At 58.0% G+C, this 24,326-nt stretch carries 29 protein-coding genes and 1 pseudogene; 17 read left to right on the forward strand and 13 right to left on the reverse strand.

The features are described from left to right. The first annotated feature begins 24 nt into the window (after positions 1 to 24). From JOE65_RS06550 to JOE65_RS06565, 4 genes are all read left to right on the forward strand, one after another. Complete coding sequence (locus tag JOE65_RS06550) at positions 25 to 1,065, forward strand: hypothetical protein (RefSeq protein WP_205162461.1); 1,041 nt, start codon at positions 25 to 27, stop codon at positions 1,063 to 1,065. Between the two features lie 77 nt (positions 1,066 to 1,142). Next, positions 1,143 to 1,724 carry a hypothetical protein gene (locus JOE65_RS06555; RefSeq protein WP_205162462.1) on the forward strand — a complete coding sequence of 194 codons (582 nt, stop codon included), beginning with the start codon at positions 1,143 to 1,145 and terminating at the stop codon, positions 1,722 to 1,724. Positions 1,725 to 1,774: 50 nt separating this feature from the next. After that, complete coding sequence (locus JOE65_RS06560) at positions 1,775 to 2,269, forward strand: GNAT family N-acetyltransferase (protein WP_205162463.1); 495 nt, start codon at positions 1,775 to 1,777, stop codon at positions 2,267 to 2,269. Between the two features lie 211 nt (positions 2,270 to 2,480). Next, positions 2,481 to 2,837, forward strand: coding sequence for a GrpB family protein (locus JOE65_RS06565; RefSeq protein WP_205162464.1), 357 nt, complete (start codon positions 2,481 to 2,483; stop codon positions 2,835 to 2,837). Between the two features lie 41 nt (positions 2,838 to 2,878). On the opposite strand, the gene JOE65_RS06570 is transcribed toward JOE65_RS06565, so the two are convergent. Further along, positions 2,879 to 3,469 (reverse strand): DinB family protein, encoded by a 591-nt coding sequence (locus JOE65_RS06570; protein WP_205162465.1) that lies wholly within the window; start codon positions 3,467 to 3,469, stop codon positions 2,879 to 2,881. A gap of 366 nt (positions 3,470 to 3,835) precedes the next feature. On the opposite strand from JOE65_RS06570, the gene JOE65_RS06575 reads away from it, so the two are divergent. From JOE65_RS06575 to JOE65_RS06590, 5 genes and pseudogenes are all read left to right on the forward strand, one after another. After that, on the forward strand, positions 3,836 to 4,090 hold the full coding sequence (locus JOE65_RS06575) for a VOC family protein (RefSeq protein ID WP_205162466.1): 255 nt from the start codon (positions 3,836 to 3,838) through the stop codon (positions 4,088 to 4,090). A gap of 109 nt (positions 4,091 to 4,199) precedes the next feature. After that, positions 4,200 to 4,454: a VanW family protein gene (locus tag JOE65_RS15105; RefSeq protein WP_239536641.1), complete on the forward strand. Its 255-nt coding sequence runs from the start codon at positions 4,200 to 4,202 to the stop codon at positions 4,452 to 4,454. A gap of 18 nt (positions 4,455 to 4,472) precedes the next feature. Continuing rightward, a pseudogene (locus JOE65_RS15110) lies at positions 4,473 to 5,006 on the forward strand (VanW family protein); the annotation flags it as partial. 652 nt (positions 5,007 to 5,658) lie between these two features. Next, on the forward strand, positions 5,659 to 6,078 hold the full coding sequence (locus JOE65_RS06585; RefSeq protein WP_205162467.1) for a hypothetical protein: 420 nt from the start codon (positions 5,659 to 5,661) through the stop codon (positions 6,076 to 6,078). 148 nt (positions 6,079 to 6,226) lie between these two features. Continuing rightward, on the forward strand, positions 6,227 to 7,621 hold the full coding sequence (locus JOE65_RS06590) for an IS1380 family transposase (protein WP_205162468.1): 1,395 nt from the start codon (positions 6,227 to 6,229) through the stop codon (positions 7,619 to 7,621). Positions 7,622 to 7,833: 212 nt separating this feature from the next. On the opposite strand, the gene JOE65_RS06595 is transcribed toward JOE65_RS06590, so the two are convergent. Together JOE65_RS06595 and JOE65_RS06600 are read right to left on the reverse strand one after the other, a co-directional pair. Next, complete coding sequence (locus JOE65_RS06595; RefSeq protein ID WP_205162469.1) at positions 7,834 to 9,138, reverse strand: hypothetical protein; 1,305 nt, start codon at positions 9,136 to 9,138, stop codon at positions 7,834 to 7,836. A 249-nt stretch (positions 9,139 to 9,387) separates the two neighbouring features. Next, a complete protein-coding gene (locus JOE65_RS06600) occupies positions 9,388 to 9,900 on the reverse strand; it encodes a GNAT family N-acetyltransferase (RefSeq protein WP_205162470.1) in 513 nt (170 codons plus the stop codon). Positions 9,901 to 10,039: 139 nt separating this feature from the next. Here JOE65_RS06600 and JOE65_RS15605 point away from each other — a divergent pair, with 139 nt between their 5' ends. Next, the gene (locus JOE65_RS15605) at positions 10,040 to 10,285 is read left to right on the forward strand and encodes a maltokinase N-terminal cap-like domain-containing protein (RefSeq protein WP_420827519.1); all 246 of its coding nucleotides are present in this window, start codon (positions 10,040 to 10,042) and stop codon (positions 10,283 to 10,285) included. 757 nt (positions 10,286 to 11,042) lie between these two features. Here JOE65_RS15605 and JOE65_RS06610 read toward each other — a convergent pair. Further along, entirely contained in the window at positions 11,043 to 11,681 is a 639-nt protein-coding gene (locus JOE65_RS06610; protein WP_205162472.1) for a hypothetical protein, read from the reverse strand. A 250-nt stretch (positions 11,682 to 11,931) separates the two neighbouring features. Here JOE65_RS06610 and JOE65_RS06615 point away from each other — a divergent pair, with 250 nt between their 5' ends. Continuing rightward, a complete protein-coding gene (locus tag JOE65_RS06615) occupies positions 11,932 to 12,267 on the forward strand; it encodes a hypothetical protein (protein ID WP_205162473.1) in 336 nt (111 codons plus the stop codon). A 109-nt stretch (positions 12,268 to 12,376) separates the two neighbouring features. Here the strand turns inward: JOE65_RS06615 and JOE65_RS06620 are convergent, their stop codons facing one another. From JOE65_RS06620 to JOE65_RS06635, 4 genes are all read right to left on the reverse strand, one after another. Then, on the reverse strand, positions 12,377 to 12,760 hold the full coding sequence (locus JOE65_RS06620) for a hypothetical protein (RefSeq protein ID WP_205162474.1): 384 nt from the start codon (positions 12,758 to 12,760) through the stop codon (positions 12,377 to 12,379). Positions 12,761 to 12,987: 227 nt separating this feature from the next. Next, complete coding sequence (locus JOE65_RS06625; RefSeq protein WP_205162475.1) at positions 12,988 to 13,413, reverse strand: hypothetical protein; 426 nt, start codon at positions 13,411 to 13,413, stop codon at positions 12,988 to 12,990. A 119-nt stretch (positions 13,414 to 13,532) separates the two neighbouring features. Further along, positions 13,533 to 13,973, reverse strand: coding sequence for an MFS transporter (locus JOE65_RS06630; protein ID WP_205162476.1), 441 nt, complete (start codon positions 13,971 to 13,973; stop codon positions 13,533 to 13,535). A gap of 24 nt (positions 13,974 to 13,997) precedes the next feature. Continuing rightward, complete coding sequence (locus JOE65_RS06635; RefSeq protein ID WP_205162477.1) at positions 13,998 to 14,627, reverse strand: hypothetical protein; 630 nt, start codon at positions 14,625 to 14,627, stop codon at positions 13,998 to 14,000. 84 nt (positions 14,628 to 14,711) lie between these two features. Here JOE65_RS06635 and JOE65_RS06640 point away from each other — a divergent pair, with 84 nt between their 5' ends. From JOE65_RS06640 to JOE65_RS06655, 4 genes are all read left to right on the forward strand, one after another. Beyond that, on the forward strand, positions 14,712 to 15,605 hold the full coding sequence (locus JOE65_RS06640) for a CPBP family intramembrane glutamic endopeptidase (RefSeq protein ID WP_420827490.1): 894 nt from the start codon (positions 14,712 to 14,714) through the stop codon (positions 15,603 to 15,605). Positions 15,606 to 15,627: 22 nt separating this feature from the next. Then, complete coding sequence (locus JOE65_RS06645) at positions 15,628 to 17,418, forward strand: glycoside hydrolase family 15 protein (protein WP_239536643.1); 1,791 nt, start codon at positions 15,628 to 15,630, stop codon at positions 17,416 to 17,418. Between the two features lie 144 nt (positions 17,419 to 17,562). Beyond that, complete coding sequence (locus JOE65_RS06650) at positions 17,563 to 18,363, forward strand: SDR family NAD(P)-dependent oxidoreductase (protein ID WP_205162478.1); 801 nt, start codon at positions 17,563 to 17,565, stop codon at positions 18,361 to 18,363. 11 nt (positions 18,364 to 18,374) lie between these two features. Then, positions 18,375 to 19,271, forward strand: coding sequence for an SDR family oxidoreductase (locus JOE65_RS06655; RefSeq protein ID WP_205162479.1), 897 nt, complete (start codon positions 18,375 to 18,377; stop codon positions 19,269 to 19,271). 303 nt (positions 19,272 to 19,574) lie between these two features. Here JOE65_RS06655 and JOE65_RS06665 read toward each other — a convergent pair whose 3' ends face one another. After that, positions 19,575 to 19,904, reverse strand: coding sequence for a hypothetical protein (locus JOE65_RS06665; protein ID WP_205162481.1), 330 nt, complete (start codon positions 19,902 to 19,904; stop codon positions 19,575 to 19,577). Positions 19,905 to 20,034: 130 nt separating this feature from the next. On the opposite strand from JOE65_RS06665, the gene JOE65_RS06670 reads away from it, so the two are divergent. Then, on the forward strand, positions 20,035 to 21,252 hold the full coding sequence (locus JOE65_RS06670; RefSeq protein WP_205162482.1) for an integrase catalytic domain-containing protein: 1,218 nt from the start codon (positions 20,035 to 20,037) through the stop codon (positions 21,250 to 21,252). Between the two features lie 40 nt (positions 21,253 to 21,292). Next, on the forward strand, positions 21,293 to 21,865 hold the full coding sequence (locus JOE65_RS06675; protein ID WP_338021565.1) for a hypothetical protein: 573 nt from the start codon (positions 21,293 to 21,295) through the stop codon (positions 21,863 to 21,865). A gap of 2 nt (positions 21,866 to 21,867) precedes the next feature. Here the strand turns inward: JOE65_RS06675 and JOE65_RS06680 are convergent, their stop codons facing one another. The 4 genes from JOE65_RS06680 to JOE65_RS06695 form a co-directional block, all read right to left on the reverse strand. Continuing rightward, positions 21,868 to 22,410 (reverse strand): putative immunity protein, encoded by a 543-nt coding sequence (locus tag JOE65_RS06680; protein WP_205162483.1) that lies wholly within the window; start codon positions 22,408 to 22,410, stop codon positions 21,868 to 21,870. Positions 22,411 to 22,492: 82 nt separating this feature from the next. Continuing rightward, a complete protein-coding gene (locus tag JOE65_RS06685) occupies positions 22,493 to 22,846 on the reverse strand; it encodes a VOC family protein (protein WP_205162484.1) in 354 nt (117 codons plus the stop codon). Between the two features lie 29 nt (positions 22,847 to 22,875). Beyond that, the gene (locus JOE65_RS06690; RefSeq protein ID WP_205162485.1) at positions 22,876 to 23,181 is read right to left on the reverse strand and encodes an NUDIX hydrolase; all 306 of its coding nucleotides are present in this window, start codon (positions 23,179 to 23,181) and stop codon (positions 22,876 to 22,878) included. Between the two features lie 66 nt (positions 23,182 to 23,247). Next, positions 23,248 to 24,309 (reverse strand): S66 family peptidase, encoded by a 1,062-nt coding sequence (locus JOE65_RS06695; protein WP_338021566.1) that lies wholly within the window; start codon positions 24,307 to 24,309, stop codon positions 23,248 to 23,250. Positions 24,310 to 24,326 lie beyond the last annotated feature (17 nt).

Raw genomic sequence — 24,326 nt, forward strand, 5'->3', positions numbered from 1 at the left:
AGAGCAAGCCCGTAGGGTGTAGTGATGACGGCACGTATAGATAAGGCCCGACGTCTCTCCGACGTGCTCGCTGGGCTCGATGATGCCGGCGTGCGGAGGCTCATCGATGCTGCTGAGCCGATGGGCGTAGGCATTGGGGGAACGACCAAGACAGCCCGCATCGATGAAACGACTGTCTTTGTGAAACTGCTTCCACTGACAAGCATCGAAGAGGCGAATCTAACCGCCACTGCTAGTCGAGTCCAGCTTCCCTTTACCTCCCACTATGGGATCGGAAGCCCTACCCACGCAGTCGGGCGAGAATTGGCGGCACATCAGGTGACCTCCGAGTGGGTTCAGATGGGAGCGGTGGATTTCTTCCCGCTTCTGCTCGGGTGGCGAGTCGTCGATCTGAAGTGTGAGGCAGACCTTAGCGAGTTCGACGGCGATGCTTCTCCACTCCAGTGGGGTGCATATTGGCCTCAGGTTCAGAGCAAACTCGCGGCGATGAGGGACGCGTCGAAAAGCATGGTGTTTTTCCTTGAGTACGTGCCCGAAACGCTGGGCGCATGGGTGCGCAGGAGTGTAGCTGGTGGCACTGGGGCAATCGTCTTCCCTGATGTGGTCGATCAGCTCCTTGAAGCCACAGCATGGATGAACAGCCAAGGGTTTCAGCACTTCGATGTACATCCGGGGAACATCCTCCTACGAGAGGGCAGACTGCTCTTCACGGACTTTGGCCTGGCGCTTCATCGCGAGTTCGACCTCACTCCGGAGGAAGAAGTATCCATGCTCACCCATGATGGCTTCGACCGTGATACTGCCCTGATGCATCTGTTCCACTGGACGCTGTTCGAACTCGGCTATACCTCCGGTCCGCAGCGCCTGGCACTGTTGCGTGCTGCCGCCGCTGACCCTGTTACACCAGCGCTGGATCCAGTTCGTGTGGTACTTGGCCGGGGTGCTGACCTGATTGCTCAACATGCGAATGTCGCTGTCTATATAACCGAGATGTTCGGCGCCCTCATGCAGGATGCGTCCGCTACGCGGTACGACAGCTCTGGCTACAGGAACATTCAGCGATAACTACGTAACTGGTTGTGATGTGGTTCTATCAGTTGCGGTGAATTCGGACAGCGGCGAGTGCCACTAGCGTTGTCGAAATGAACGAACGTTGGGATATGGAACAGGCAATCCTCCAAGGGCGAGCGATGCACCTACGCGACCAGCTTGGAATCGACGAGGAGCTTCGTCGCCTGGGCGAGCCAATGTTGACCGGCAGCGCCGCGTTGCATGTAATGGTGGCGCGCGACATAGACGTGATAATTGCGGTACCTCGGCTCGACGCGGAAACGCGGGGCGCCGTCGTAGCCATCGGGGCAAGGCTCTCCGTACGCCCTGATGTACGCGAAGTCATCTTCCGCAACGACACAGGGAAATGGAACACCGAGCCGACATATCCCGACGGCCTGTATCTGCGCCTTGAGTGCACCGATGAGCGGGGCGAGCTCTGGACAATGGATCTATGGTTCGTCGATGAACCCGCGCGGCAGCCGGATATTCAACATCTTGAGAGCATCGGAGCGTGGATCACTCCCGTAACGCAAGCCCATATTTTGGCCATCAAGAGGGCGACTCTCGGAATCCGGGACGATGGATCGCGGCTCCCGAGCTATGACGTGTATAAAGCCGTTCTCGATGAGGGTATCCGTACCCCGGAGGAGTTCGCTCGGAGAGTCCGTTGAGCAGGTCTCCTCCCGGCTCCTGAGGTATCCCGAATCGCTAGTGTTGTCTCATGCCTGAACTGATTGCCCCGACGCCCACGCTTCAGGAAGCTTGGCTCCAGGCACACGAAGAATGGGGAGTCGGCAATCACGAAGATGGTTTCGGGCTGTCGTCAGCCGACGACGTCAACACGTCGGCCGGGTTCGACGCCTGGATCAGACGGTTAATGAATGAATCGGCCCAGTGCACTTATCGCTGGATTGTGGAGAACGGCGAAGTACATGGAGGGATTGCGCTACGACATGGTTATACCGACTTCATCAAGGTCGCCGGTCATATCGGGTATGGCATCAAACCTTCCGCGCGAAGGCGAGGCTTTGCGTCGTGGGCACTCGAAAAAATGTTGACTGCCGCGAATAATCTTGGCATGAAGCGAGTTCTCCTCGTATGCGAAGTCGATAATCGAGCTTCCGCCGGGATGATAGAAAGCCGAGGTGGAGTACTAGAGAACGAGTCTGGCACACCGAATCCGAAGGTCAGAAGGTACTGGATCGAGCTCGCATAGCTTTATCACAACGGTCCCCTTGCGGCACGAGGGCATGGCGCCCGCGGATGCCGTCCCGCAGGAAGAGCGACTCACGACTCGACATCAAGCGATAGGCTAAGCCGATGCCTACCCGGCCAGAATCCAAGCCCCGTCGTCCCGATGTGACCGAAACCGAACTTGTAGGCGGCATCGAAAAACGCAGGCCCAACGTCGTGGAGTATGACTCAAATTGCCATCCATTTTTGACCTACAGCTGGTTCGCATTGAACGAGCATTGGGCAACGAAGCTTTATCAATTGAACATGCCGGATCGACGTCGGTCCCAGGGCTGGCGGCAAAACCCATTATTGACATTCTCGCGACGGTCGCAGACATCACCGCAGAGGAAGATTATCTCAATCCCCTTCTGAAAGCTGGATATGAGCTACGAGACGAACCCGCGGACAGAGAGCTCTATGCTCGGACCAAACGTGAACTCCTAACCCATGACTGGACTGATATGAATGCCTACGCTGCGGCCAAGACCGAAGTGATCGAAGGCATGCTCTCACGCGCCGGCGCCGCTCTTTTCCGGGCAACGACCTAGCCCGTCGAATGCGGTGCGCGGGTTAGTCTCGGTAGGCGCTCTCACGACTCCCTAAACCCCTGCGCTATATCCTCGACCTGTTCACTGTACGACTTCCACCAAGTCGAGTCTCCTGGTGCCATGTTGTCGTTGCCATTTCGCAGTCCAGCGGTCCCATCGATGAGCTCGCGGACTATATCGGCATGTCCGGTATGCCTATGAGTTTCAGCGATCACGTGTATCAGGATCTGGTGCAGTGTGACCTCTTTACGGGCATCGCTCCACCACGGCACGTGACCAGCGGAGTCCAATGACAGCGCCTTGATGGTGGCGTCGGAATGCGCCCAGATGCGGCGATATAGGTCCACGACCCAGTCACGGGATTGATCACGAGTTGCCCACATGTCAGAGTTCGTGTCGGCATCGTCATCTGTCCAAGGCAGCAGCTCATCGAACGGTCGTCCGAAAGTCTCGCCGAAATATCCAGCTTCGACGCCAGCCAAGTGCTTAATCAAACCGAGCAAATTGGTGCCAGTTTGAACTAGGGGACGCCGGAGGTCATACTCCGAAAGCCCTTCGAGCTTCCACAATGCATCCTCCCGGCCACTCTGTAGGTATCGATGAAGGTCTGCCTTCGGATTGGAGTCGATCATGTTGGACAGCTTTCCAGAGGCAACATGGCTGGCGCAAGACGCCTGACTGCTCGCCGCACGTCGAATGTGCGGAAGGAACATGGTTGCCGCAGGTGAGTTTCTGGTAGCCGCCGAAGGCGTTCCCAGACCTGGTGCGTGCACGGTCAGCAATGGTTGACAGGGTTGCAAGCTCAGCCGAAGCGTGAATGCATGGCTTCTTTCGAATCTCCCTATGGCATGACCCTTTAACTCCAAGTAGGGAATGTTGAGCAGGCGCGCCGGTACTACAGTTCTCTTCTTGGGAGAGAGCCTCTGTTTGAGCCGCACGATGACTTTCTGGAATGGCCGGTGGTCGCGGGCTCGGAGGTCTGGATCCAAGCCGTTCGCGTGACAGGCGAAGTCCGGCCGCTTTTGAACCGGATCCGTTTCAGCGTCCGCGATGTCCGGGCAGCGCACGCTAGTCTCGTCGAGAACGACGTCGAGGTTACTTCCGTGACGTCCCTGCCTGGCGTAGTTGCTTTCGTTGATTTAGCTGACCCCTGGGGAAACCAGCTTGGATATTACGAAGACTTGGCTCCCTCCAGTGAGCAACCGATCGCCGGAGGCAGCGTTCACGACGAGTCCCTTTTCGTTACCGACTGACCGCTCTACGCCTGCCCTCGTTAAAGCTGCGTAGATGGTCTTTGTACCGGCGTAGTATCAAAACAGGGGGGGGCGCATGGTACGGAGGCTGTTCGGTGAGATATCGCCAATGACGCACCGGATCGCGTCAGAACGGATGATCCTGCAGCGGCATGTGCAGAACTTCGCGTCCAGACGGAGGACGGCTCTACGGCGGGCGCAGTCATCCCTTCCTGTTCTGGTGTCCAGCCACAACAGCCTCATTCGACGTCGTCTTGGCGCTGTGGATCCCGCGCTCCAAGACAACAAAGCCATCAGCCTCGGACTAACCGCACCGAAGATCGACGGCATCCTTATCCGGCCTGGAGAAGTCTTCTCGTTCTGAGCCCTTGCCGGTCGCTGCTCGAAAAAGGAGGGATACCGCGAGGGCATGACAATCAGCACCGGCGCACCGGCGCGCGGCATGGGTGGGGGCATGTGCCAGTTCACGAACCTGCTGCACTGGATGGTGCTGCACAGTCCACTCACCGTCGTCGAGCATCATCACCACAACGGTCTGGATCTCTTCCCAGACTTCAACCGTCAGATCCCTTGGGGCACCGGGACGTCCATCGTCTTCAATTATCTGGATTATCAGGTAAAGAACTCCACCCCGTATACGTTTCAGTTCCGGGTTCACACCACGCACGAACACCTGTGTGGCGAATTACGGGTTGACGCGGAACTTCCGACGAAGTTCCATATCAGCGAAGACGACGCCTATTTCTACGAGCGCGACGGCGACGTGTATCGCCACAATTGCATCTACAGGACGCAGCGGGATAAACGCACCGGAAACGCTCTAGCCCGTGAGCTTCTGCTCGAGAACGAGGGCAAGGTCGCCTACGACCGCTCGCTGGTTACTGGAGATATCCTTTCTGAGCGACCAAGCCGATAACCAGCCAGCAGGCGGCAGATATCCCAGCCGGTTCAAGCGACGCTAATGAGGCCAACCTAGACCCGGAGCGCAACCGCGCAAGGAGGTGGCCCCACGATCGTGCTCGGAAAGCGCTTGATGAATATGCCCGACTCTGGGAAGCATCTCTAGCGCATCGCTCTAGTCCTGTGCTCTATGGGCGCATGATATGTGAAGACGGGAAGGGTGTAACTGCCTATTGGTCACTTCTGCTGTCGTCAGGGCAGGATTCCTTCGAGGTCAGGACCAGCGACGCAAATGTCAGTTACGAAGCGAAGATGGTCTACGAGAAGAAGTAGCAGGATGGTAATTAGGTGCCCCGCTGTCGCTTTGAGCCAGCAAGGGACTTGTGGATTTTGTGACTTATCGAAAAGGCTGGAATCTATGGTCGCCGCGTTCAAGTCGGCAGCATCGCACCGATCGTTGTTCGCTCGCCACCACGCCCAGTCCTCAACGGAGAGGACACCGGAGCGAGCAAGCGTGTTGGCGGGACCAAAGGTACCCGGCATGATGCTCCTGGCGACATGTCGGGCCGTTTCCGCACCGATGTCGGTCTCCTCATCCTTTTAGAAGCGCCTCGTGAGTCGCTTGCCATAACCTTTGCATCACGCAATTCCAACTCGAAGGATGATCTATGAGATCCGCCCGCAAGTACCGCCTCAGCAGGACCCAGTTCACACTCGCGGTCGTTGGCTTTATCGTCCTCAGCGCAGGGCTGTGGTGGGGCTGGTTCGCTTGGGATAACCAGTATGTTGTTGATCCGGTAACGGGTTCGTCCTCGGGGCCCTACGAGCTTTGGCAGGTTATTGGATGTGCTGCATCGTGGATCGTGCTCGGTTGGATCGGCAATAAGTTGCTGCAACCCTTGTTGGTCATCATCATTATGCCGGCGGCATTCACTACGGCTTTTGCCATTACGGCGGCACGCATGGATGATTCCGGCCTCTGGCCAGTGGGTGCGATTCTGATGGCGCTCGGGACCCTCGCCGGGACAGCCGTGCTCGTGGCCATCCTGAATTGGCGCTTGGGCATGACTGGGAAGCGCACAAAGTAAATTAGTTCTGTACTGCGTTGACCACTCTAACCTCGAAATTTCATGAGGGTGTGTGCGCGTCGGCGTTTTAAAGCCTGAAGGGTGCTCCGACGTGGGAAAATGTAGTTACGACACAGCATTTTCTAGAGACATCAGGAGCACCCTGCAGGTGAACTACTTTACCGGTTTTTATCCCTCTGTCAGAGTTGATTCCGCCGGGGATGGCGTAGTGTCGCAGGGCGGCGGTGCGATCCTGACGTCGATGGCGAAGGGTTCTGGACTCGCGGCTGGCTTGTCGGAGGCTTTGGAGCCGTGGCGAAAACCGTTCGCTACCCATGAGCCGGGCAAGATCTTGACCGATCTGGCGCTCTCGTTGGCGACGGGCGGGGACTGCGTATCCGATGTTGACCGGCTCCGTAACCAGCCAGAGGTTTACGGTTTGGTGGCCTCGGATCCTACGATCAGCCGGCTATTCACCACGCTCTCGCAGGTGAAGTCGGCCAAGGCGTTGGCAGCGATCAACAGTGCCCGTGCCGCGGCGCGGGCCCATGTTTGGACTCAAGCCGGCAAGGACTCACCCCTGCACGGGGTCAGTGATGAGAACCCACTGGTCGTTGACCTTGATGCGTCATTGTTGAATTCCCACTCGGAGAAGGAAGACGCACGCCCTACCTGGAAGAAGGGCTTCGGATTTCACCCACTGATGTCCTTCATTGTTCACGGCCTCGACGGTACCGGGGAACCTTTGGCGGTCCTGCTGCGGCCCGGCAATTCTGGATCCAACACTGTTTCCGAGCACATCCAAGTCGTGAAGGACTCCGTGAAGCAACTCCCGAAAGGGTACCGCTCCGGGCGCAAGATCATGATCCGCACGGACTCTGCCGGTGGCACGCACGGCTTCCTGGACTGGCTGAGCGCCCGGCACCGTAACTTCTCCTACTCTGTCGGGTTCCCGATTCACGGCGCCGTCGCGGATGTGCTGCCGTTGGTTCCCAAGGAAGGCTGGAGTAAGGCCTACGACAGTGACGGGTTCGAACGCGATGGTGCGTGGGTCGCCGATATCACCGGCATGCTGAACCTTTCGTCTTGGCCGGCCGGGATGCGGGTCATCGTCGGCAAAGAAGTCCCGCACGTGGGCGCGCAGTTGCGCATCACCGATATCGACGGGCACCGATACACAGCGATCGCCACCAACCAAAAAAAGGGGCAGCTCTCCGTGCTCGAGGTCCGCCACCGGCTCCGGGCCCGTTGTGAGGACAGGATCCGCAACGCCAAAGACACCGGCTTGGCGAACCTGCCCTTTCACGTCTTCGCTGGCAATGAGCTCTGGTGTCACGTGGTCATGCTCGCAGCCGAGATCATGGCCTGGACCCAAATGGTTGCCCTCACAGGCACGAAGGCCAGGGTCTGGGAACCGAAGAAACTCCGGGCAAGACTATTTGAAATCGGCGGCCGAATCGCTATCCATGCCCGCCGGACAACCCTGCACCTAGCCGCTACAGCACCGGAGGTGCAACTGCTGCTCAAAGGGATGAAACGTGTCGCGGCACTGAGCCCGCCATAGCCGAAACGGCCACCTGACCGCACTCAACCAGAAAGCAAAAACAGCATCGCCGTGACCGGCGTGGAACCCGTCACCGAGAACCGCCACCAAGCTAGCGGACACAATGTCACACCCACATGCCACAATCAGAACACTCAGGCAGCCGGTCAGCCCTGACCCAGAAGAAACCCCGCCTCATGAAAGTTCGAGGTTAGTGCACCTCATTGTGGTGTCTAAATGTCGAGAACGCCGTTGAGAGCGGTGGAGTGGGGCGGGATATTGCCCGTGTTGAGGTCCTCATCTAGCTGAACGGTGACGTGGGCCCAGGCACGTGGATGTCCTGCGTCATCGAACACTCGGTAGCTCCGGCGCAGGCGGAGGCTGGGTACAGTGCGGTGTTCGAACGACAGGACGATGACCGTCGCGGGCCAGGTCCCCTCTTCTGTGATTTTCACGTTCCGATAGTCGCTTTTCTTTCGGCGAAGTGTTGGGTGGTCTCTCGTCCATACGATGCTTGGGATCTCGAGGTCGTTGAATTGGGTGCGGAGCTTCCCGATAGCTATAGTGCGGGTCGCATCGGTCAAGTGCGCCAGAGGCCACTCGGTGCTGTTGACTCCGTCTAGGTCGAGGCGGTCCTGCCACACCGCGATCGCGCTCCGCTGCCGCTCATATTCGTACTCGCACGCGTCCTCATCCTCGGGGATCACGGGTTGTGATGGGAGCTGTTCCGTCTCGACGGTGTCAGGTAGCCCGTTGCTAACATCGATGGTGACTTGGCGAGCTTCGTACAAGACGATCCAGCCGAGCCTTTGATCATCGAGGACCTGCCGTGGTCCAGTGGGGTAGTAGTGTAGCGTGAGCTGCGTTCCGTCGAGGTCCACTCGGTGTACGAGGTGATCGACGAGGATCACAGAGCGTCCGCCGTCGGCATGGATTTGTACGAGTTCGGTTGCAGGGGTTGGCAACGGCAGAGCGGGCTCAACCTCATCCATCTGATCGTCACCGGCGCCACCGGTTTCCGCGCCATCGTCATCAGTACTACGTCTATGGGCAGGAAAGTCGCCAGGCCAGAACGGCTCTGAAGTCATCCACTCCAAATCGTCGGGATTCAGATGCTCGAAGTCGATGATTTCCGTGGATTTCTCAGGAGGATCCGGTGCTTCCATCCAGGTCGACGCGTCTCGCGGGTCACCAAGCCACAAGCCGCCAGAATCGGCGCCTACAGGGCGGCGTGCGCTTAGATCGCAGGCCACGGTGACGCCGTGAGGTGTGACAAACACAGCTGATCGCTGAACCACGTCGTCGGGTTCTTCTGAGTCTTCGGTCTCGTAGATGACCCAAGCCCCCCTCGGCGCCGGCCAAAGGCTCGCATGGCCGATTGCACGCTCAGGCAGCGGAGCTGTGGGCCATACAGCCCACCTGACTGTCGAGTCGTCGTCGATTATCGCAGCGACTGGCCGGGTAGCATCCGGGACTATTGTGCTCGTGCCGACGACTAAGGCATCAAGGGGAATGAGCGGTTTCGTATGTTTCGACACGGTCCTAGGCTACAACTACACCCGTCTGGATCCTCCACCCTTCACCATGTTGAATGTGGTGCCTCAAGACGGCTCTCAGTAGCCACTGCGCCCAGCCCCGAACAGGGACTCAACTCATTTCCATCGATCAAAGGCCCGATACCGGAACTCTTAGCGTCCGGTGTGGGATCGTTCTTCGCGCCATGCGAAAGCGCACAGGGTCCAGCGACGGATCGGCGAATTTAGACCATCGGTTTACGGGGCCCGCGGCTACGCTGTCGTCAACACTTTTTTCATGACTACGCGCGGCCAGGCATCCAAACCATGGGCACTTTCTACTTGCACCATCTGACGGATACCCTGCGACCACTGGTATTCGGGCACCCGAACGAATCCTAAGCGGGTGTAGTAAGGGGCGTTCCACGGAACTTCTTCGAAGGTCGTTAACGTCATACCCTCGAGTCCTTGTGCCACAGCCCAGCGCGCCACTTCTTCGATGAGTAACCGGCCAAGTCCCTGGCGGGCATGCATTGGGTGGACGGTCACCTGCTCGATGTGGGCGTGTCGGTCAACGTCGTCAACCAGAATGTAAGCTACCGATTCATTGCCCGAATCCGTAGCGACCCATGATCTGCCTTCTCGCTGGTACACGTCTAGGTCAGCCAAGTCTGGTGGCGAGTCGTTAGCGATGGCTGTCATGTTGATGGTTCGAAATGCTTCGCCTGCTGCGACTTCGATGTCCCGAATTCTAGGGAGGCCCTCTCCCCGCGCTTCCCTGATCACACGACTAGTCAATCAGAGGCCACCCGCCAGGGACCGACAATTTACAAAGTGGCGTATGAAGCCGACGGCGCCGGAGTCGTCTGGCCATAGGCTGGGCGGCATGGCAATCGTTCATAGAGCTACGTTGATTCCGTCGAAAATGAAACTCCTCGCACATTGGCTGCCCAATCAACCGTGGTTCAGGAAGAGCGGTCCAACAAACCTAGGGCGTGTCGGCTCCTTCCGTTTTGATGATCCAGACGGTGAGGTCGGCATCGAAACACTCATCCTTAAAAGTGAGAGCGCAGTTTTTCAGGTTCCGCTGACGTATAGAAGTTGCCCTCTTGAAGATGCCGACCCGTGTCTGATTGGCACTCTGGAGCACTCGTTCCTTGGAAAGAGATAGGTTTATGATGCCACCGGTGACCCTGTATATGCGTCCGCGTTGGCCGCCGCCATCCTGACCGGCCAGCCACAGGCCCACCAATCCTTCGAGCGCGACGGGAGACTCGAAGCAATTCCTGAATCCGTTCACCTGCAGAGCATGGGAACGTCCGGGACTAGCATTCCCATCATTTGCTCGGTAGTTTCCGACAGCGACGACGGCGTCACAACCATCTGTGCAGGGGAACTTGACCTATCGGTTAGTCGGGCACTCAATCTCGTCAGAGAGCCTTCTGGGCAGAGGCTCTTGACTGCCACGTGGGATGGGCAGACCATTCAGGTGCAATTCGCTTCTGTGGTCAGAGTCAGACATAGCGATGGTGCCTGCCCAAGAACTCACTAGTTTGACTAGTTTGCTTGGGCCGGTGCATATTCGTCGAGATCAGGATGTCGGTCCTCGATTGGCCTTAACCCCTGTCCGCCATCCGGGGTCAAGGCCAGTTCCAATCGGGTTTTCATTGTTCTTGCCGTCTGACCCAGACCCAGGATTCTGGCTCGAACTAGGCCAGGATTGGATATCGCGTGGGCCCTCGACCTTGGTTGGAATCTCGATCGCTATCTTCGGTATCTTGCCGTTCCTGCTGCGACGCCGGAAGCGCCAAGCGAAGGACGAGGATCTGAAGAGCTAAAGATTAGGACTGACGACGGACTGTCAAAGCAAATCGCGAACGAAGCCGATCGGCCCTGGTGAAGGTTGTCGTGCTGAAAATTATTCTTGATCAGATACTCTGCTCGCTGGCTTGGTCTGCTGTGTTCACAAGGAAGCGACCGGGTTGCCGAAATTCATGCATAAGCACCGCTATGGCAACGAAATTGAAGAAGACCAGGTAGGCCATTAGCCACCAGATGGAACTACTTTCCGGTAAAGCTTGAGCGATGAAGGCCAGTTGTAGCGACGATATGATAACAAGCTGAGTAGCAGCGTTCTTTCTCTGTTGAACTGCAACGCCATGGGTGACTTCAAGGTGTTTCGCCTCGACCGGACTCTTGCCTGATATCTGTCTCCTCACCTGCTTTTGTTCGTGGCTTTCAAGCGGCATCAGGACACTTACGCTTCCTATGTTGGCTGCCGGAGCGACCTTTTTTGCGTTGTAGATCAGTCCGACAACAAGAACGCCCACGGCGGCAATGATCATCCCGAATCGCAGGTTCTGCAGATTCATCCAAGAGTGACCGAAAGCAAGCGCCCCCGCTGTCGCGCCAAGCGGAATGAGGACGACGATTCCGATCGGGAAGTAAAGCAAATAATAAACCTTCATTGCTGTGCCCAAGCCGTTGTCAGCTATACCTTGTGCCAATCGAGTTGCTTTACCCCACCGGTCGTTGGATTCCGCCATAAGGTCTTCGATTCCACTCATAGTCTGATCTCCCCCGGTCGAGTATTCACTGCACCGATACCCTACAGGTAGCGATCCGTTCCGTACCGATGCCAATACAACCGCCAGGGTATGTCCATCGCTGGCAGCCTGCGGAACGATGGGCTAGCACTTCATACCTGCGGCCGAGCCCATCAAATAGGTGACCGGTGGGGGACTCCGCTGCGGGACGCTTATCTGGTGATGATCAATCTGCTGTTAGTAGAATCGACTGATGATTCCTTAAGATTGGGTGCCGTACCACCGAGATGACGATGGGGAGCTTCTTGGATACCTTGTGCCGGAGGGCAACGCGTACAGTCCTGTGTCTGTGTGCGGTTATCCATTCGATGATGCGGCAAGTGAAGACGACGCCGCTCAAGTTCTGGAAAACATTGGACTGAGCTACCTCGCAGATACTTGGCTGTTGTCCCTTGAGGAGCGGGACGAGCCGATTAATGTGCAGATTGTCGAGGCGAGCCCCAGGGTGTTGCGAGTGAAGAGCGTGGATTACGGGTGGGAGCAGGATTACGGCACGATGATCGATTTACCCGTTCTGGAGACAGGCAGACTCCGACGCCGACAGTAAAGACTGACGCTACGTCAGGGTCAACCACCGGCTAAGGGGCACCATCGTTGGGCCAGCCAATATGGACGTGTACCGGCCTTGCACGCCCTCAATTTTGCGACAGTGACAATCAGGGGACTGAAGACGCCTGATAGGTGCGAATCTTCGTGATGGCCGCAGTCTTGGCGGTGTTTGCGAACCGAAGTACGTGACAGAAGTTTACGATGTGACCGTCGTCGTACCGGACTGCACATTCGATACTCGCTTCCCTTCCGTGCGTAATCACCGAGACAACCCGAAGTTCGATAGCTGCGGAAGTTGATGCCGCATGTTCGAGAATCGCAGGAATGCCGTTGCACGGCACTTCTCCAAGAACGTTCCATTCCGCGTCGGCAGATAACAGCGATTCAAGTTCTGTGGCGTCAATGCTTGCCAGTGCGACGGCGAGGCGGCGGCTGATTTCGTGGCGAGGCGCATTGCCGCAGTTCTGTTCGGTAAGTACTCGGATTGCCATAAGACTAGTGTTGACTGTCCGCGGGGGTGAATGTCAACAAGTCGCTCATCAGTACAAGCCGATCCTTGGTGATGCAATTAGGGAACTGTTCAGAGGCAACGGGCTGTAGATTCGCGGTAACAAATTTTGATCGCAAACCTCTGTGGCACCCCTACTCGTGTTCAGTGACGGATTGAACTACGAACCTGTGCTCTAGGGCACCGTTGAGGGCGAATCGTTGTCTGCTACTAGCCGACAACCGCGTACTCGCCATTCAGCTCCTCAGCTAGGCGTTCGATGTCCCACCCTGTCGGCTCGCCTGTCACCGCGCCAGTGACGTCCACAACCAACCAATTCTTGCCCCACACGAGATGAACTTCGCCCTGACTCGAATCCGCCCAGATCTTGTAGCTCTCCTGAAGAGACTTCTTATCCGGGTAAAGGTCTACCTGTACATTCTCGGAGCAGAGCCTCTGCTCAGACGTCAGTTGGCCGGTTTCCCCCATCGGTACGATCGGCTCGCCGACGGGATCGGCTTCACAGTCGAGAAATTGATCGACGGCTTCGTAAACTCCGTCTATAGAACTGAATGCTGACAGGTTCTCGCTCCCCGGCTGATCCTGAGTGCTGCATCCTGTGAGCAAGACTGCTGCAAGGAGGACGGCAACTGCCATCCCTCGCGAACGTCTATATTCCATCGCTTTCCACCCCCATGTTGACCGTTGATGCCACTCTTCCATAGGCGCGTCCCTGATGTCGGTCTAAAACCGGACCCGCGTCGCAGCGGTTTCAACTAAGAATTCGGAATTGTTGCGGGTTGCTCGGTCGGGATGTTTTGTACGCCCAGCCGGCGGATGGCCCATGGGCCGAGGATTGCTCCGGAGAGAATGATTGCCCCGGCTATCAGGCATGCTGCCTGCCAGGAACTGAACTCGTACAAAAGTCCTGCGGCAAAAGCACCTATGGCGGCACCGACTAGCCCGGCGGCGGTGTATATGCCCATAGCCCCGCCCACCTGTTCGGGGGCCGCTTCCGTAATCACCGATTGCTCTATCGGCATCAGCACCGCCCAAGCGACTCCGCATAGGATCCATAGCCCGGCGATCACCACCGGATTCGGTGCCAAGGCAAGTGATAGTGCGAAGACGCCGCTGAACACTGAGGCTGCGATCATCGCCTGGCGCCGGCCGATCCGCAGGACCGCTTTGTGCAGGAAGGGCGGGAGTACTCCCATGGCAATCGCCCCGGGTAGGAATACTTAGGCAGTTTGAATGACTCCAAGGCCGAATCCGCGTTGTAGATGCAGCAGAAGCAAGATGGCTACTGCCGATTCGGCCAACGCGGTGATCACAACGGTGATAAGCATTGGCCGTAGCCGTAGCCGTAGCCGTAGCCGTAGCCGTAGCCGTAGCCGTAGCCGTAGCCGTAGCCGCAGCCGTAGCCGTAGCCGTAGCCGCAGCGCCAAGGCGCGGGAACGTTCGCCGCTCAACCCGGTTGCTTCCCGGCCGGATTCAGCATTGACTGCCCGTGGCGGGCTGATCAACAACGCAAGGGCGCCAATGACGCAGGCTACCCCACACGCCAGAAACACAGTCGTGAAGAGGTCGGTTTGTGCCAGTAGAAGGAGGCCGACGACGAAGGCCACCCATGTGCCCGTCTCCTGCACCGACATCATGCGGGCGAAAACTCCGGAATCCGAGTCGAGGCGCTCGCTGATGATGGCACGAAGTGAAACCCAAAGCAGGGCTCCTCCCACACCTCCAAGTACAGCGGCCGCATAGGCGATAGCCATGGAGTCGGCAACCGGCCGTGCCAGAACTGACACGATCAGCCCAGCCGCTACTGCGGTGCCAACGTCAAAGGCCTCCCCGAGACATTGCTTCATCATAGGTCAGCGTCCACTGCCCCGAGCTAAGCTATTGAGGACGTGCGACGATGCGCCCCGACAGGCTCAGACGAAGGATGCCGAGAAATGAGAAGAGGCGGTCCGATGGCTCAAGATCAGCAACCGGTCTCCACTGGTATCAACGAACCTGCGGCTTCGCGGATAGTTTCTGACGGTTCGACCGCCAGCGGGCCGGTGACTGTGCTGAAACTGACCGCTGCGATTTTGGTCTCCGCGGCCGGGTTTGCCCTCTTTGCTCTGCAAATGCCGATTCTGGGCTACAGCATGCTCGGCGCCGCGTTGGTGCTCGCCGGTATCGCGGACCGGGCTCTGCTGCGGGATCTGGCTCTCATCGCGTTTGGGGTCACGGTGATGAGCTTGGTGCCCATCACCACGGACATCGCGATGTCGCACATGTTAATTATGGGCACTGCGATGACGCTCGCCGTCGCAGTGCCGTACCTGGTCTCACGTTATGGCTACGGTGACCACGCAATTCGGTTCCCAGTCCGTACAGGGCAGCGTTGGACGCGGTTGGAGAAGTGGTATCTGCCCGCCGTCGTCGTCATTGGCTACCTTCTTCTGCCCGTCTACATGATCAATACTGGCGTCTATGAGAATTGGCCGGCAGTTTCCGAGCCCGACGGCGTCGCCCGACTTTTCTTGGGCACCAACGTGCTGGGTATCTGGGACGAGCTGTTCTTCATTTGCACAACTTTCGCGCTGCTGCGCCGCCATTTTCCCGATTGGCTGGCCAATGTGCTGCAGGCCGTGCTTTTCACCTCGTTCTTGTGGGAGCTGGGCTTTCACAGCTGGGGTCCGGCCTTCATCTACCTTTTTGCTTTGGTGCAGGGCTACATCTTTAAACTCACCAAGTCGCTGTCCTACATTGTGTGTGTGCACCTCCTGTTCGACTTCGTCTTATTCCTGGTGCTGATTCATGCGCATAACCGATCTTGGCTAGACATTTTCATCTACTAGGGAAACGACCGAGGGAGACAAGATGGGTGAGCTCATGGACGATCAGGAACGTCGTAATGGTTATGTGGTGCTTCGGTCGTACGCTGCAATCGGCGACGGGCGCACAGTTGCGCTTGTTGCACTGGATGGTTCCATCGACTGGCTGCCCATCCCTGACCTCGACTCAACGCCTGTGTTCGCACGCTTGCTGGATGCAGCGGCAGGCGGTTCCATTGAACTCGCACCGGTGGACGCGTTCACGCTCACGCGCCGTTACCTGCCGCAGACCAACGTGCTGGAAACGACCTACACGACTGCTGGAGGGGTCGCACGTGTGACGGATGCCCTTGTCACTGGTCTTGCAGGCGAGTTGCCCTGGGTAGAACTGGCTCGTCGAGTTGATGGCATTGCGGGCTCCGTGGAATTACGTTGGCAGGTTACTGCAGGCACATGCTTCGCCACGACCTCTCCGCGGGTGGAAATGACCACCCACGGCAAGATTATCCGGGCCGGTGAACTCATGCTCGCGGTGGAGGGCAGCAACCACGGACCAGCAGAAGGTGAGAGCAACCTCGCCGGCACTTTTACCGCGTCAGCGAACTCACACCACATGCTGGTCGTTGCGGGCACCAGAAACGAGCCGTTGCACTTGCCCATCCCGGATCTGACCGCCATCGGCCTCGGACGCACCATTGATACTTGGCGGCAATGGTCAACGGACTTCAGCTACGACGGCCCCTGGGCAGAAGCAGTGCAGCGCAGCGCCCTTGCACTGAAACTTTTGATCCACAGTCGCAGTGGCGCGATAGCCGCCGCCGCAACAACGTCGTTGCCGGAGAACATGCAGGGTGGAAAGAACTGGGATTATCGGTTCGCGTGGGTGCGTGACCTCACGTTCACAGTTCATGCTCTGGTGCGCTTTGGTCTGCGCGAGGAAACCCATCAGGCCATCTCCTGGCTCATCCAAGCGATCCAAGAGAACGATTCGAAGGTGCATATTTTCTATCGTCTTGATGGTTCAACTCCTGACGCGGAGGAGGCTCAGGATTTGCCGGGCTGGCGTGGAATCGGCCCAGTCGTCGTCGGCAATGACGCGAGGACGCAGCTTCAACTTGGGATTTTTGGCGACCTGATGAACGTCATGCGCGTCTATGTTGAAGCAGGTAACGTGCTCGACATGCACACGCGCAACATGCTGGCGGCAGTTGCGGATCACGTGTGCGAGGTATGGCAAGAGTTTGACTCTGGCCTGTGGGAGCTACCTGATTTGCACCACTACACCGCTTCAAAAATGGGGTGCTGGCAGGCGCTGGACAGCGCTCTGCGCCTCTGCGAGCTTGGCCAAATCAGCGGCGAACCGGCTCGTTGGAGTTCTGTCTGCGAGCGCATCAAAACATGGGTGGAGGAGAACTGTTGGTCTGAGGCAAGACAAAGCTATGTCACCCACCCTGGAAGTGATGAGCTGGACGCAGCCGTCCTGCTGCATGCCACTAGTGGTTTCGACCGTGGGCCGCGCATGTCGGCGACTATCGATGCTATTCGCATAGAGCTTGGCAGAGGCGCATTGCTATATCGATACACCGGCATGGAGGCGGAGGAGGGAGCGTTTGTCGCGTGCTCGTTCTGGATGGCGTCCGCTCTTGCCTGCGTCGGCAGGCACGACGAGGCGGTCGAGATGATGGACGAACTCATAGGTCTGGCGAATGACGTAGGGCTCTACTCGGAAATGATCGATCCGGCAGACCTCTCTTTTCTCGGCAACTTCCCACAGGGGCTGAGCCACCTTGCACTGGTTAACGCAGCAATCACAATCGACGAGCTCGCGCCTCGGTGAATCTCACCCATCACAGCTGAAAATGTTTGGCAGCCGTCCAATGACCACTCCAAACCATTCGCGGCCGTGACGCCGTCACGGAGATCTCTTACCGCGAGTAACAGGGTCTTCTAAACTTTGGACCTTCGCCATAGTGTGGATGGTATGGATTTGGGAATTGAGGGTAGGAAAGCATTGGTCTCCGGCGCAGATTCTGGGATCGGGTGGCACACGGCCAGGCTGCTGCTGGATGAAGGTGCCACGGTCGTCATCAGCAGCCGGGACCAGGAGAAGTTGAACGATGCGGCTGAGAAGCTGGAGGCGAAGCCTGGCCGGTTGCATGCTTTCGCAGCCGATATCACCAGTGTCGAATCACTTGCCGCCCTGCATGCGAGTGTCCACAAAGCCGTCGGTGATATCGATATCCTGGTGCAATCGGCAGGCATTACCGGCGCCCAAGGTCTGTTCCACGAGATCAGCGATGAAGGGTGGACAAACACGATCCTCGTGGATCTGATCGGTCCCGTTCGTCTGGTTCGGGAATTTCTGCCCGATCTTCGCACTGGTGGTTGGGGCCGGTTGGTTCTGATGACGTCGGAAGACGCCGTACAACCCTATGATGACGAATTGCCATATTGTGCAGCAAAGGCTGGTGTGCTGGCGTTCGCCAAAGGTCTTTCCCGGACCTATGCCCTGGAGGGGCTGCTCGTGAACACAGTGTCTCCTGCTTTCATCCACACACCGATGACGGATGCGATGATGCAAAAAAGAGCCGATGAGCTCGGCGTCAGCATTCAGCAAGCGATCGAGAGCTTTTTGACCGAGAAGCGCCCGAACATCGAATTACGCCGCCGAGGGGAACCGGATGAAGTCGCCAATGTCATTGGGTTTCTCTGCTCTGACCGCGCGAGTTTTGTCAACGGTTCAAATTACCGGGTCGACGCCGGTTCAGTAGCCACAATCTGAGAGGAATCACGATGACCCACGACCAGTATGCATTCAATGACCCGAGAACCCGCTACCCATCAATCTCCCCGCCTGTGCAACAGCAGCAGGAACCAGGCATCCAGTCGAAGATGGACCCTGTACCCGATCTCGGCGAAACGACCTATCGTGGCTCGGGACGCCTGACCGGTCGTAAAGCGCTCATCACGGGAGGGGATTCCGGAATCGGTGGAGCGGTCGCCATCGCCTTCGCCCGAGAGGGCGCGGATGTGGCTATCTCCTACCTTCCTGAGGAAGAAGAGGATGCCCAGCATATCGTCTCGCAGATCGAGAACGCAGGCCGTAAGGCAGTCGCTTTTCCGGGTGATCTCAAGGACAAGGATTATTGCCTGGCTCTAGTTGACGCTGCCGTCAAGGGGCTCGAGGGCCTGGATATTGTCGTGAGCAACGCTGGCAAGCAAGTGTACGTCGAGAAGATTGAGGATCTCAGCGATGAGCAATTCGAAGAGACCTTCCAGACCAACGTCTTTGCCATGTTCTGGATCATTAAGGCCGCCGTCCCACACCTGAAACCAGGGTCCACGATTATCGCGACCGCGTCGCTGGAGGCTTACCACCAGTTGCCCTTCCTGCTCGATTATGCAACGACAAAAGGAGCGATCAATAACTTTTCGAAGGCTTTGGCCCAACAACTTGCGCCACGTGGTATCCGGGTGAACGCGGTCGCACCAGGGCCAACGTGGAGTGCGTTGCAGGTGACCCAAGGGTATCCACCAGATAAACTTCCCGAATTTGGGAAAGACGCCCCGCTTGGCCGCTCCGGACAGCCGGCGGAACTCGCTCCCGCCTATGTCTTTCTCGCTTCGGGTGAATCAAGTTTCGTTGTCGGAGAGACACTCAACGTGAACGGCGGCACTCCAACACCATAACGAGGATGACTGACTCCGTGCGATGCTGAACAGCTCACGGTGGCTGAGCTCTCGTCGCGAGTGACGACGCTCTACGCCACGCTTGAACGACTGGAACAGGATGGGAGCGTTCGCCGAGTCGGCGAAGAAATCGTCGACGGAAGCGCACGCCGCTACTACGAATCTAGGGTTGGTCGGCGCTCTTTATCTGGTCAATGACTCGACTTTCCAGACAAAGGACACAATCAAGCGTGTAAACCCTGTTACGCATCGTGGGAACCCTATATCCGGCAAGGCCTCGCCACTGTCTGAAGCGAGTTCAGGTCAGGGAGCCGTATGCATCCGCCGACGCTCAATTGCCTCCACGAGTTTGTCCGGAGCGGATGATGAGACGAGTACCGCTGAACTGCCAGTAGTGATGCGCACTGATGGACCGCCAACCAAGTATCCGGTTGTGCTGTTCGGAAGTATGCGCAATCTCATCCTCTCAACGATTCCAGTCTCTTTCGCAGAAGCAACCTCAGAGATATCGCCGTAGGAAATCGTCGTCGAAAAGACGCCAGCAACCCTGATGCGAGCGCGGAACGTTGTACCGACAGACTCTTGGCGCACATCCATGACTTCATCATCGGGAGCTGACTGGCGTTTGTCCAACTACGCGCGTTGACTCACAGAAGATGCCCGCGTAGCTGCTATCGAAGAATCATTCGAGAAGGTCCGCGTAGCGGTGTGTCTGCCGGGCCGGGAACCGCCGTCCCGGGCCCTGTGAGCTATGGAGCTGACATTGAGCGAACGCAGGGTCTTTACGAAAGCAACCGCCACCCGCTACGGACGGTCGGATCGGGCGGGTAAGAAGATCATTCTGGATGAGTTATGCGCATCGACCGGCTGGCACCGCGATCACGCCCGCCGGGTATTGCGGCAGTCGCTGGTGCTCAGAGCCGTCAAAGCACGGCCACCGCGGCCACCGGTCTACGGGGATGCGGTCATCGACGCCTTACGGTTCTGCTGGGCGGTGCAGGGAACCGCCTGCGGTCGGTTGCTGGCGGCGGCGCTGCCGGACGTGGTGCCAAGGTCGCGCCGGCTCGGAGAGCTTGACGTTGATGATGCCACGGCGGCTGCGTTGCTGCGGATTTCCCCGGCCACGATCGACCGGCGGCTCAAAGCCGACCGGGCGAAAATGGATCCGCGAGGCCGGTCCCATACCAAGCCCGGCACGCTTTTGAAGGACTCGATCCCGATGCGGACCTGGGCCGAATGGAACGATGCCGTGCCGGGATTTGTCGAGATTGACTTGGTCGGTCACGAAGGCGGAAATTCGAAGGGAGAGTTCTGTTTCACGCTGGACATTACTGACATCGCCACCGGCTGGACCGAAACCCGCTCAGTGCGCAATAAGGCGCAGAAATGGGTCTTCGCAGCGATCAAAGACGCCACCGCCGCGTTCCCGTTTCCGATCCTCGGACTCGATTCTGACAACGGGAGCGAATTCATCAACTGGGAGCTGTTGCGCTGGTGCGAGCAGGAGAAACTGACCTTCACCAGGTCCCGGTCAGGGAACAAGAACGATGGCGCGCATTTGGAGCAGAAGAACTGGCACATCGTCCGCCAGACCGTAGGTTACCACCGCTATGATACCGCCGGGGAACTGGACCTGCTGAACCGGATCTGGATGCTGCAGCGGCTGGCGACCAACCATTTCGCGCCCCAGCAGAAACTCATCTCGAAGGAACGCCACGGCTCGAAGCTCACCAAGAAGTACGACAAGCCCTCCACCCCGTACCAGCGCGTCCTCGCTGATAAAGGCACCGTTCTGAAGAAGACCAAAACGAAGCTGACACGGGAAAACAAACCACTGAACCCGGCAGCGATTCAACGACAAATCCAAGCGCTCACAGCTGAACTTCTCACCCTGACCACCTCAAAAAGAGGACCAAAAACGCAACTAGCTATCCGGACAGAATCAAATGATTCCGCGAATCAACTCAGCCGGACCTCTTGACATGATTCCTCGGGACGACCCTGTTCAAACGTTGTCTCACGTGACGATTAGCGGACTGTTGGGTCAGACTGTCCTCATGGAGCGGACGCGTGTAAAGGATTGGCTGATCGGTGCTATTGGGATGCTCCTTGTCCTGGGGCTCGTGGTTGGAATTCTTTGGTGGGTGGTGAGTGACCCGGCTGGTAGGGGAGAGTCGGGGCCTGTCCCGCCGTCGCCGACGGTCGGTGCTGAGCGCCCGCATGACGTAGAGCCGCCAGCCACGCTTGGTAAGGACGAGGTATGGCTCGCCGACCTTGAGCTAGACGCGGGGACAGTCATGACTGAGAGCTCGACGCTCCGTGACGTCCGGTCGGTCGGGCAGGGCGTGTCCACGGGGCCGGACGGGCTGGTCGCTGCACAGCTCGTTGTGGATGCGACGGTACCGTTCGCGGTCGTTGCCGACGAGCTCGGTAATGGGACTGTAGTCAGCGACGCCGACGTCGTGCGTAAGCTCGTCACCATCGAGCACGACATCGAGGGGTTGCCAGAGGGTTTAGTGCTCCAGAGTGTCACTGTCCAGAGCGATGGCTTCCGTGCCAACTTCGTGGGTGAAAACGTCAAGATCGTCCCGTAACTTCATCCACCCGGACCGTTTACGTCGGTTTGAATATCGCGGATGATCGACGCAAGGATGCCTGAGGTGAAAAGCCCAGGACCGAGTGGACCTGATGAATTTTCGCCAAGCAGCGGTAAGAGTCGAAGTGCGGACCGGACACGCACAGTCATGTGTTCAAGTTGCCAGCACACTTCATCTCCTACCGCCGCGGGATCATCGTGAGCCGCCAGCCCAGCTGCTTTCGCAGCATACGCAGCCGCGCCAAGAGCGTGTGCCCCCATATGAGCGACGGCAGCGGCTTGGGCGGCAGCCTCGGCAGCGGACACGGCTGCAGGAGAAGTCGCTGCTTGCGCGGCACGGACCGCTACAAAGCGCTGGCGGATCTCGTCTGCGGCTCCGCGCTCACCACGAGCAAAGCCCCGGGCCCGCTCAATGGCATCACGCGGTCGCCGATCTGCCGGAGCCTCTGACTCGAACATGTGGACAACTCGCTCTGCGCAGTCCGCTGCCCAAGCTGCTACGGCACGGCGATCGGCCTCGTTCAATGCTTGCGGAGAAATCATGCCATCACCCTCCCATACCCGGTTCATGCACGGAATCATCATCTGTTGGCGCTGCGCGATGCTGTCCACCGGAGGAGACCATCTAGAGCGGGCGACCGCTGAGGATGCAGAACTCGTTACCCTCGGGATCGAGCAAGACCACCCAGGGTTGCTCGCCCTGGCCAACGTCGCCTCGGCGTGCGCCCATCGCCAGCAGTCTTTCCACCTCGGCTTCTTGATCCTGAGGCCGAAAATCGGGATGTACCCGATTCTTTGCTGCCTTGACATCCTCGACCGGTGCGAAAATCATCCCCGGCATCGAATCCGCCGTCGGGCGAATCTCGAATTCTTCATGGCTGTCGATAGTGACAACCCAGTCCAGGGCTTTAACCCACCAGCGTCCGAGGGCCTGAGGATTTCTCGAATCAACGACTACCTGTTCCCAATTAAGCGGCATCTCCTGATCGTAGTCCCCAGCGCCGGTTGCTAGTTGGCCTGGAAATTTCCCGTCTGCCGGTACAGCTCAAAGAGTCGAAGCACTTCCAGGGTTGGCTTGTGAGTGGGCGCCGGGACGGCGTCGAGGGGAAAGAATTCGATCTCCGCGACTTCGGAAGCTTCGGGCGTCACGGTTCCCTCCCAGACGGGGAGGTAGAAGCACATGGCGAAGGCGTGAGTCAGGTCTCCATTGGGATAGCGCAAAGTGTGCAGATTCGGATCAGAGAGGCTTCCAAAAGGTACTAGAACGTTGGAACAATGCGTGTCCATCGGTGCGCAGGACAAGAACCTGGGCACCTGGCAAGAGTAGGAGGCGGGATCCAAGGTGCTGACGTAGCTGCCAAACGTACGATCCTACGTAACTCATAGGAGTGTTTGCTCGAGGAATTGGTCTTGCTCATTGAACACCAGATGCCCGAGGGCCCCGTTGACGATGGGTAGGCGCGGCGGAACGTGCCCGCATTCCACATTGCCGATGATGGGTACACCAAGCGTTCCCAGCGCATCGAGTACAGCCTCGGACTGCGTGAGCGTTGGAGAGTCGGGGGCTCCGGTGCGGCCAACAAGGATGGCTTTGGCGCCGTCAAAGAATCCTGCCAGGCGCATCCCGTGAAGGTGACGACAAATCATTGTTGCTTCGGCCCCAGAAGCTTCAATATAGACGATCAACGTTTCATCGGCGCTGCCACGGAGTCGCATGGTGTCAAGGTAGGGAGTTCCCGCGAGATTGGTCAGTGTCTCTATGCACCCACCGATCAAGCGACCGGTAACGTCCACTTCGTCTTGCCCCTGGTCGAGACGTTCCCACGTACCTTCGCCGTTCCACGAGTGTTGTGTAACGCCGGGTGTGGTTTCCCAAGGGTTCCAATCATTGACACGGTAAACGCCAGGTGAGGACTGTCGGAAGGATGATCCTGCAGGCATCGAAGCAATATCAATCCATGACATCAGCGACTCGGGCACCTTGTATGGGGTGTCCATCAGATTACTTCCGTGGATCGTCGCCATCCCTGTCCGGAGTGTGATGGGTGTGAGCAGCGTCGAAATATCGGAGTATCCGATGAACCACGTCGGTTCGGCGTTAGCCAGCGCATCGAAATCAAGATGCGGAATGATGTCGATGGCCGTCGCGCCTCCCCACGGAGGAAGGACAGCTCGAATGTGGGGATCCAGCAGCATGCGCATGAGTTCCGCTGCGCGTTGTTCAACGGGTGCGCTGACGTGCCTCGCACCGTCCATGCATACACCAACTTCCACTTGGAAGCCGCGATCACGTAGTAGTTGTGTCGCAAAGTCCAGACGTCCTTGGTGTTTTTCACTGATACCGCTCGACGGCGATGTAACGCCCACGGTATCGCCGAGTGTTAACGGTCGGGGGTAGCGGATATCCATGAGTTCATACTCACATGGGTTCTCACTACCCACGAAAGCAGACTCCGACG

Source organism: Arthrobacter roseus, from assembly GCF_016907875.1.
GTDB classification, from domain to species: domain Bacteria; phylum Actinomycetota; class Actinomycetes; order Actinomycetales; family Micrococcaceae; genus Arthrobacter_J; species Arthrobacter_J roseus.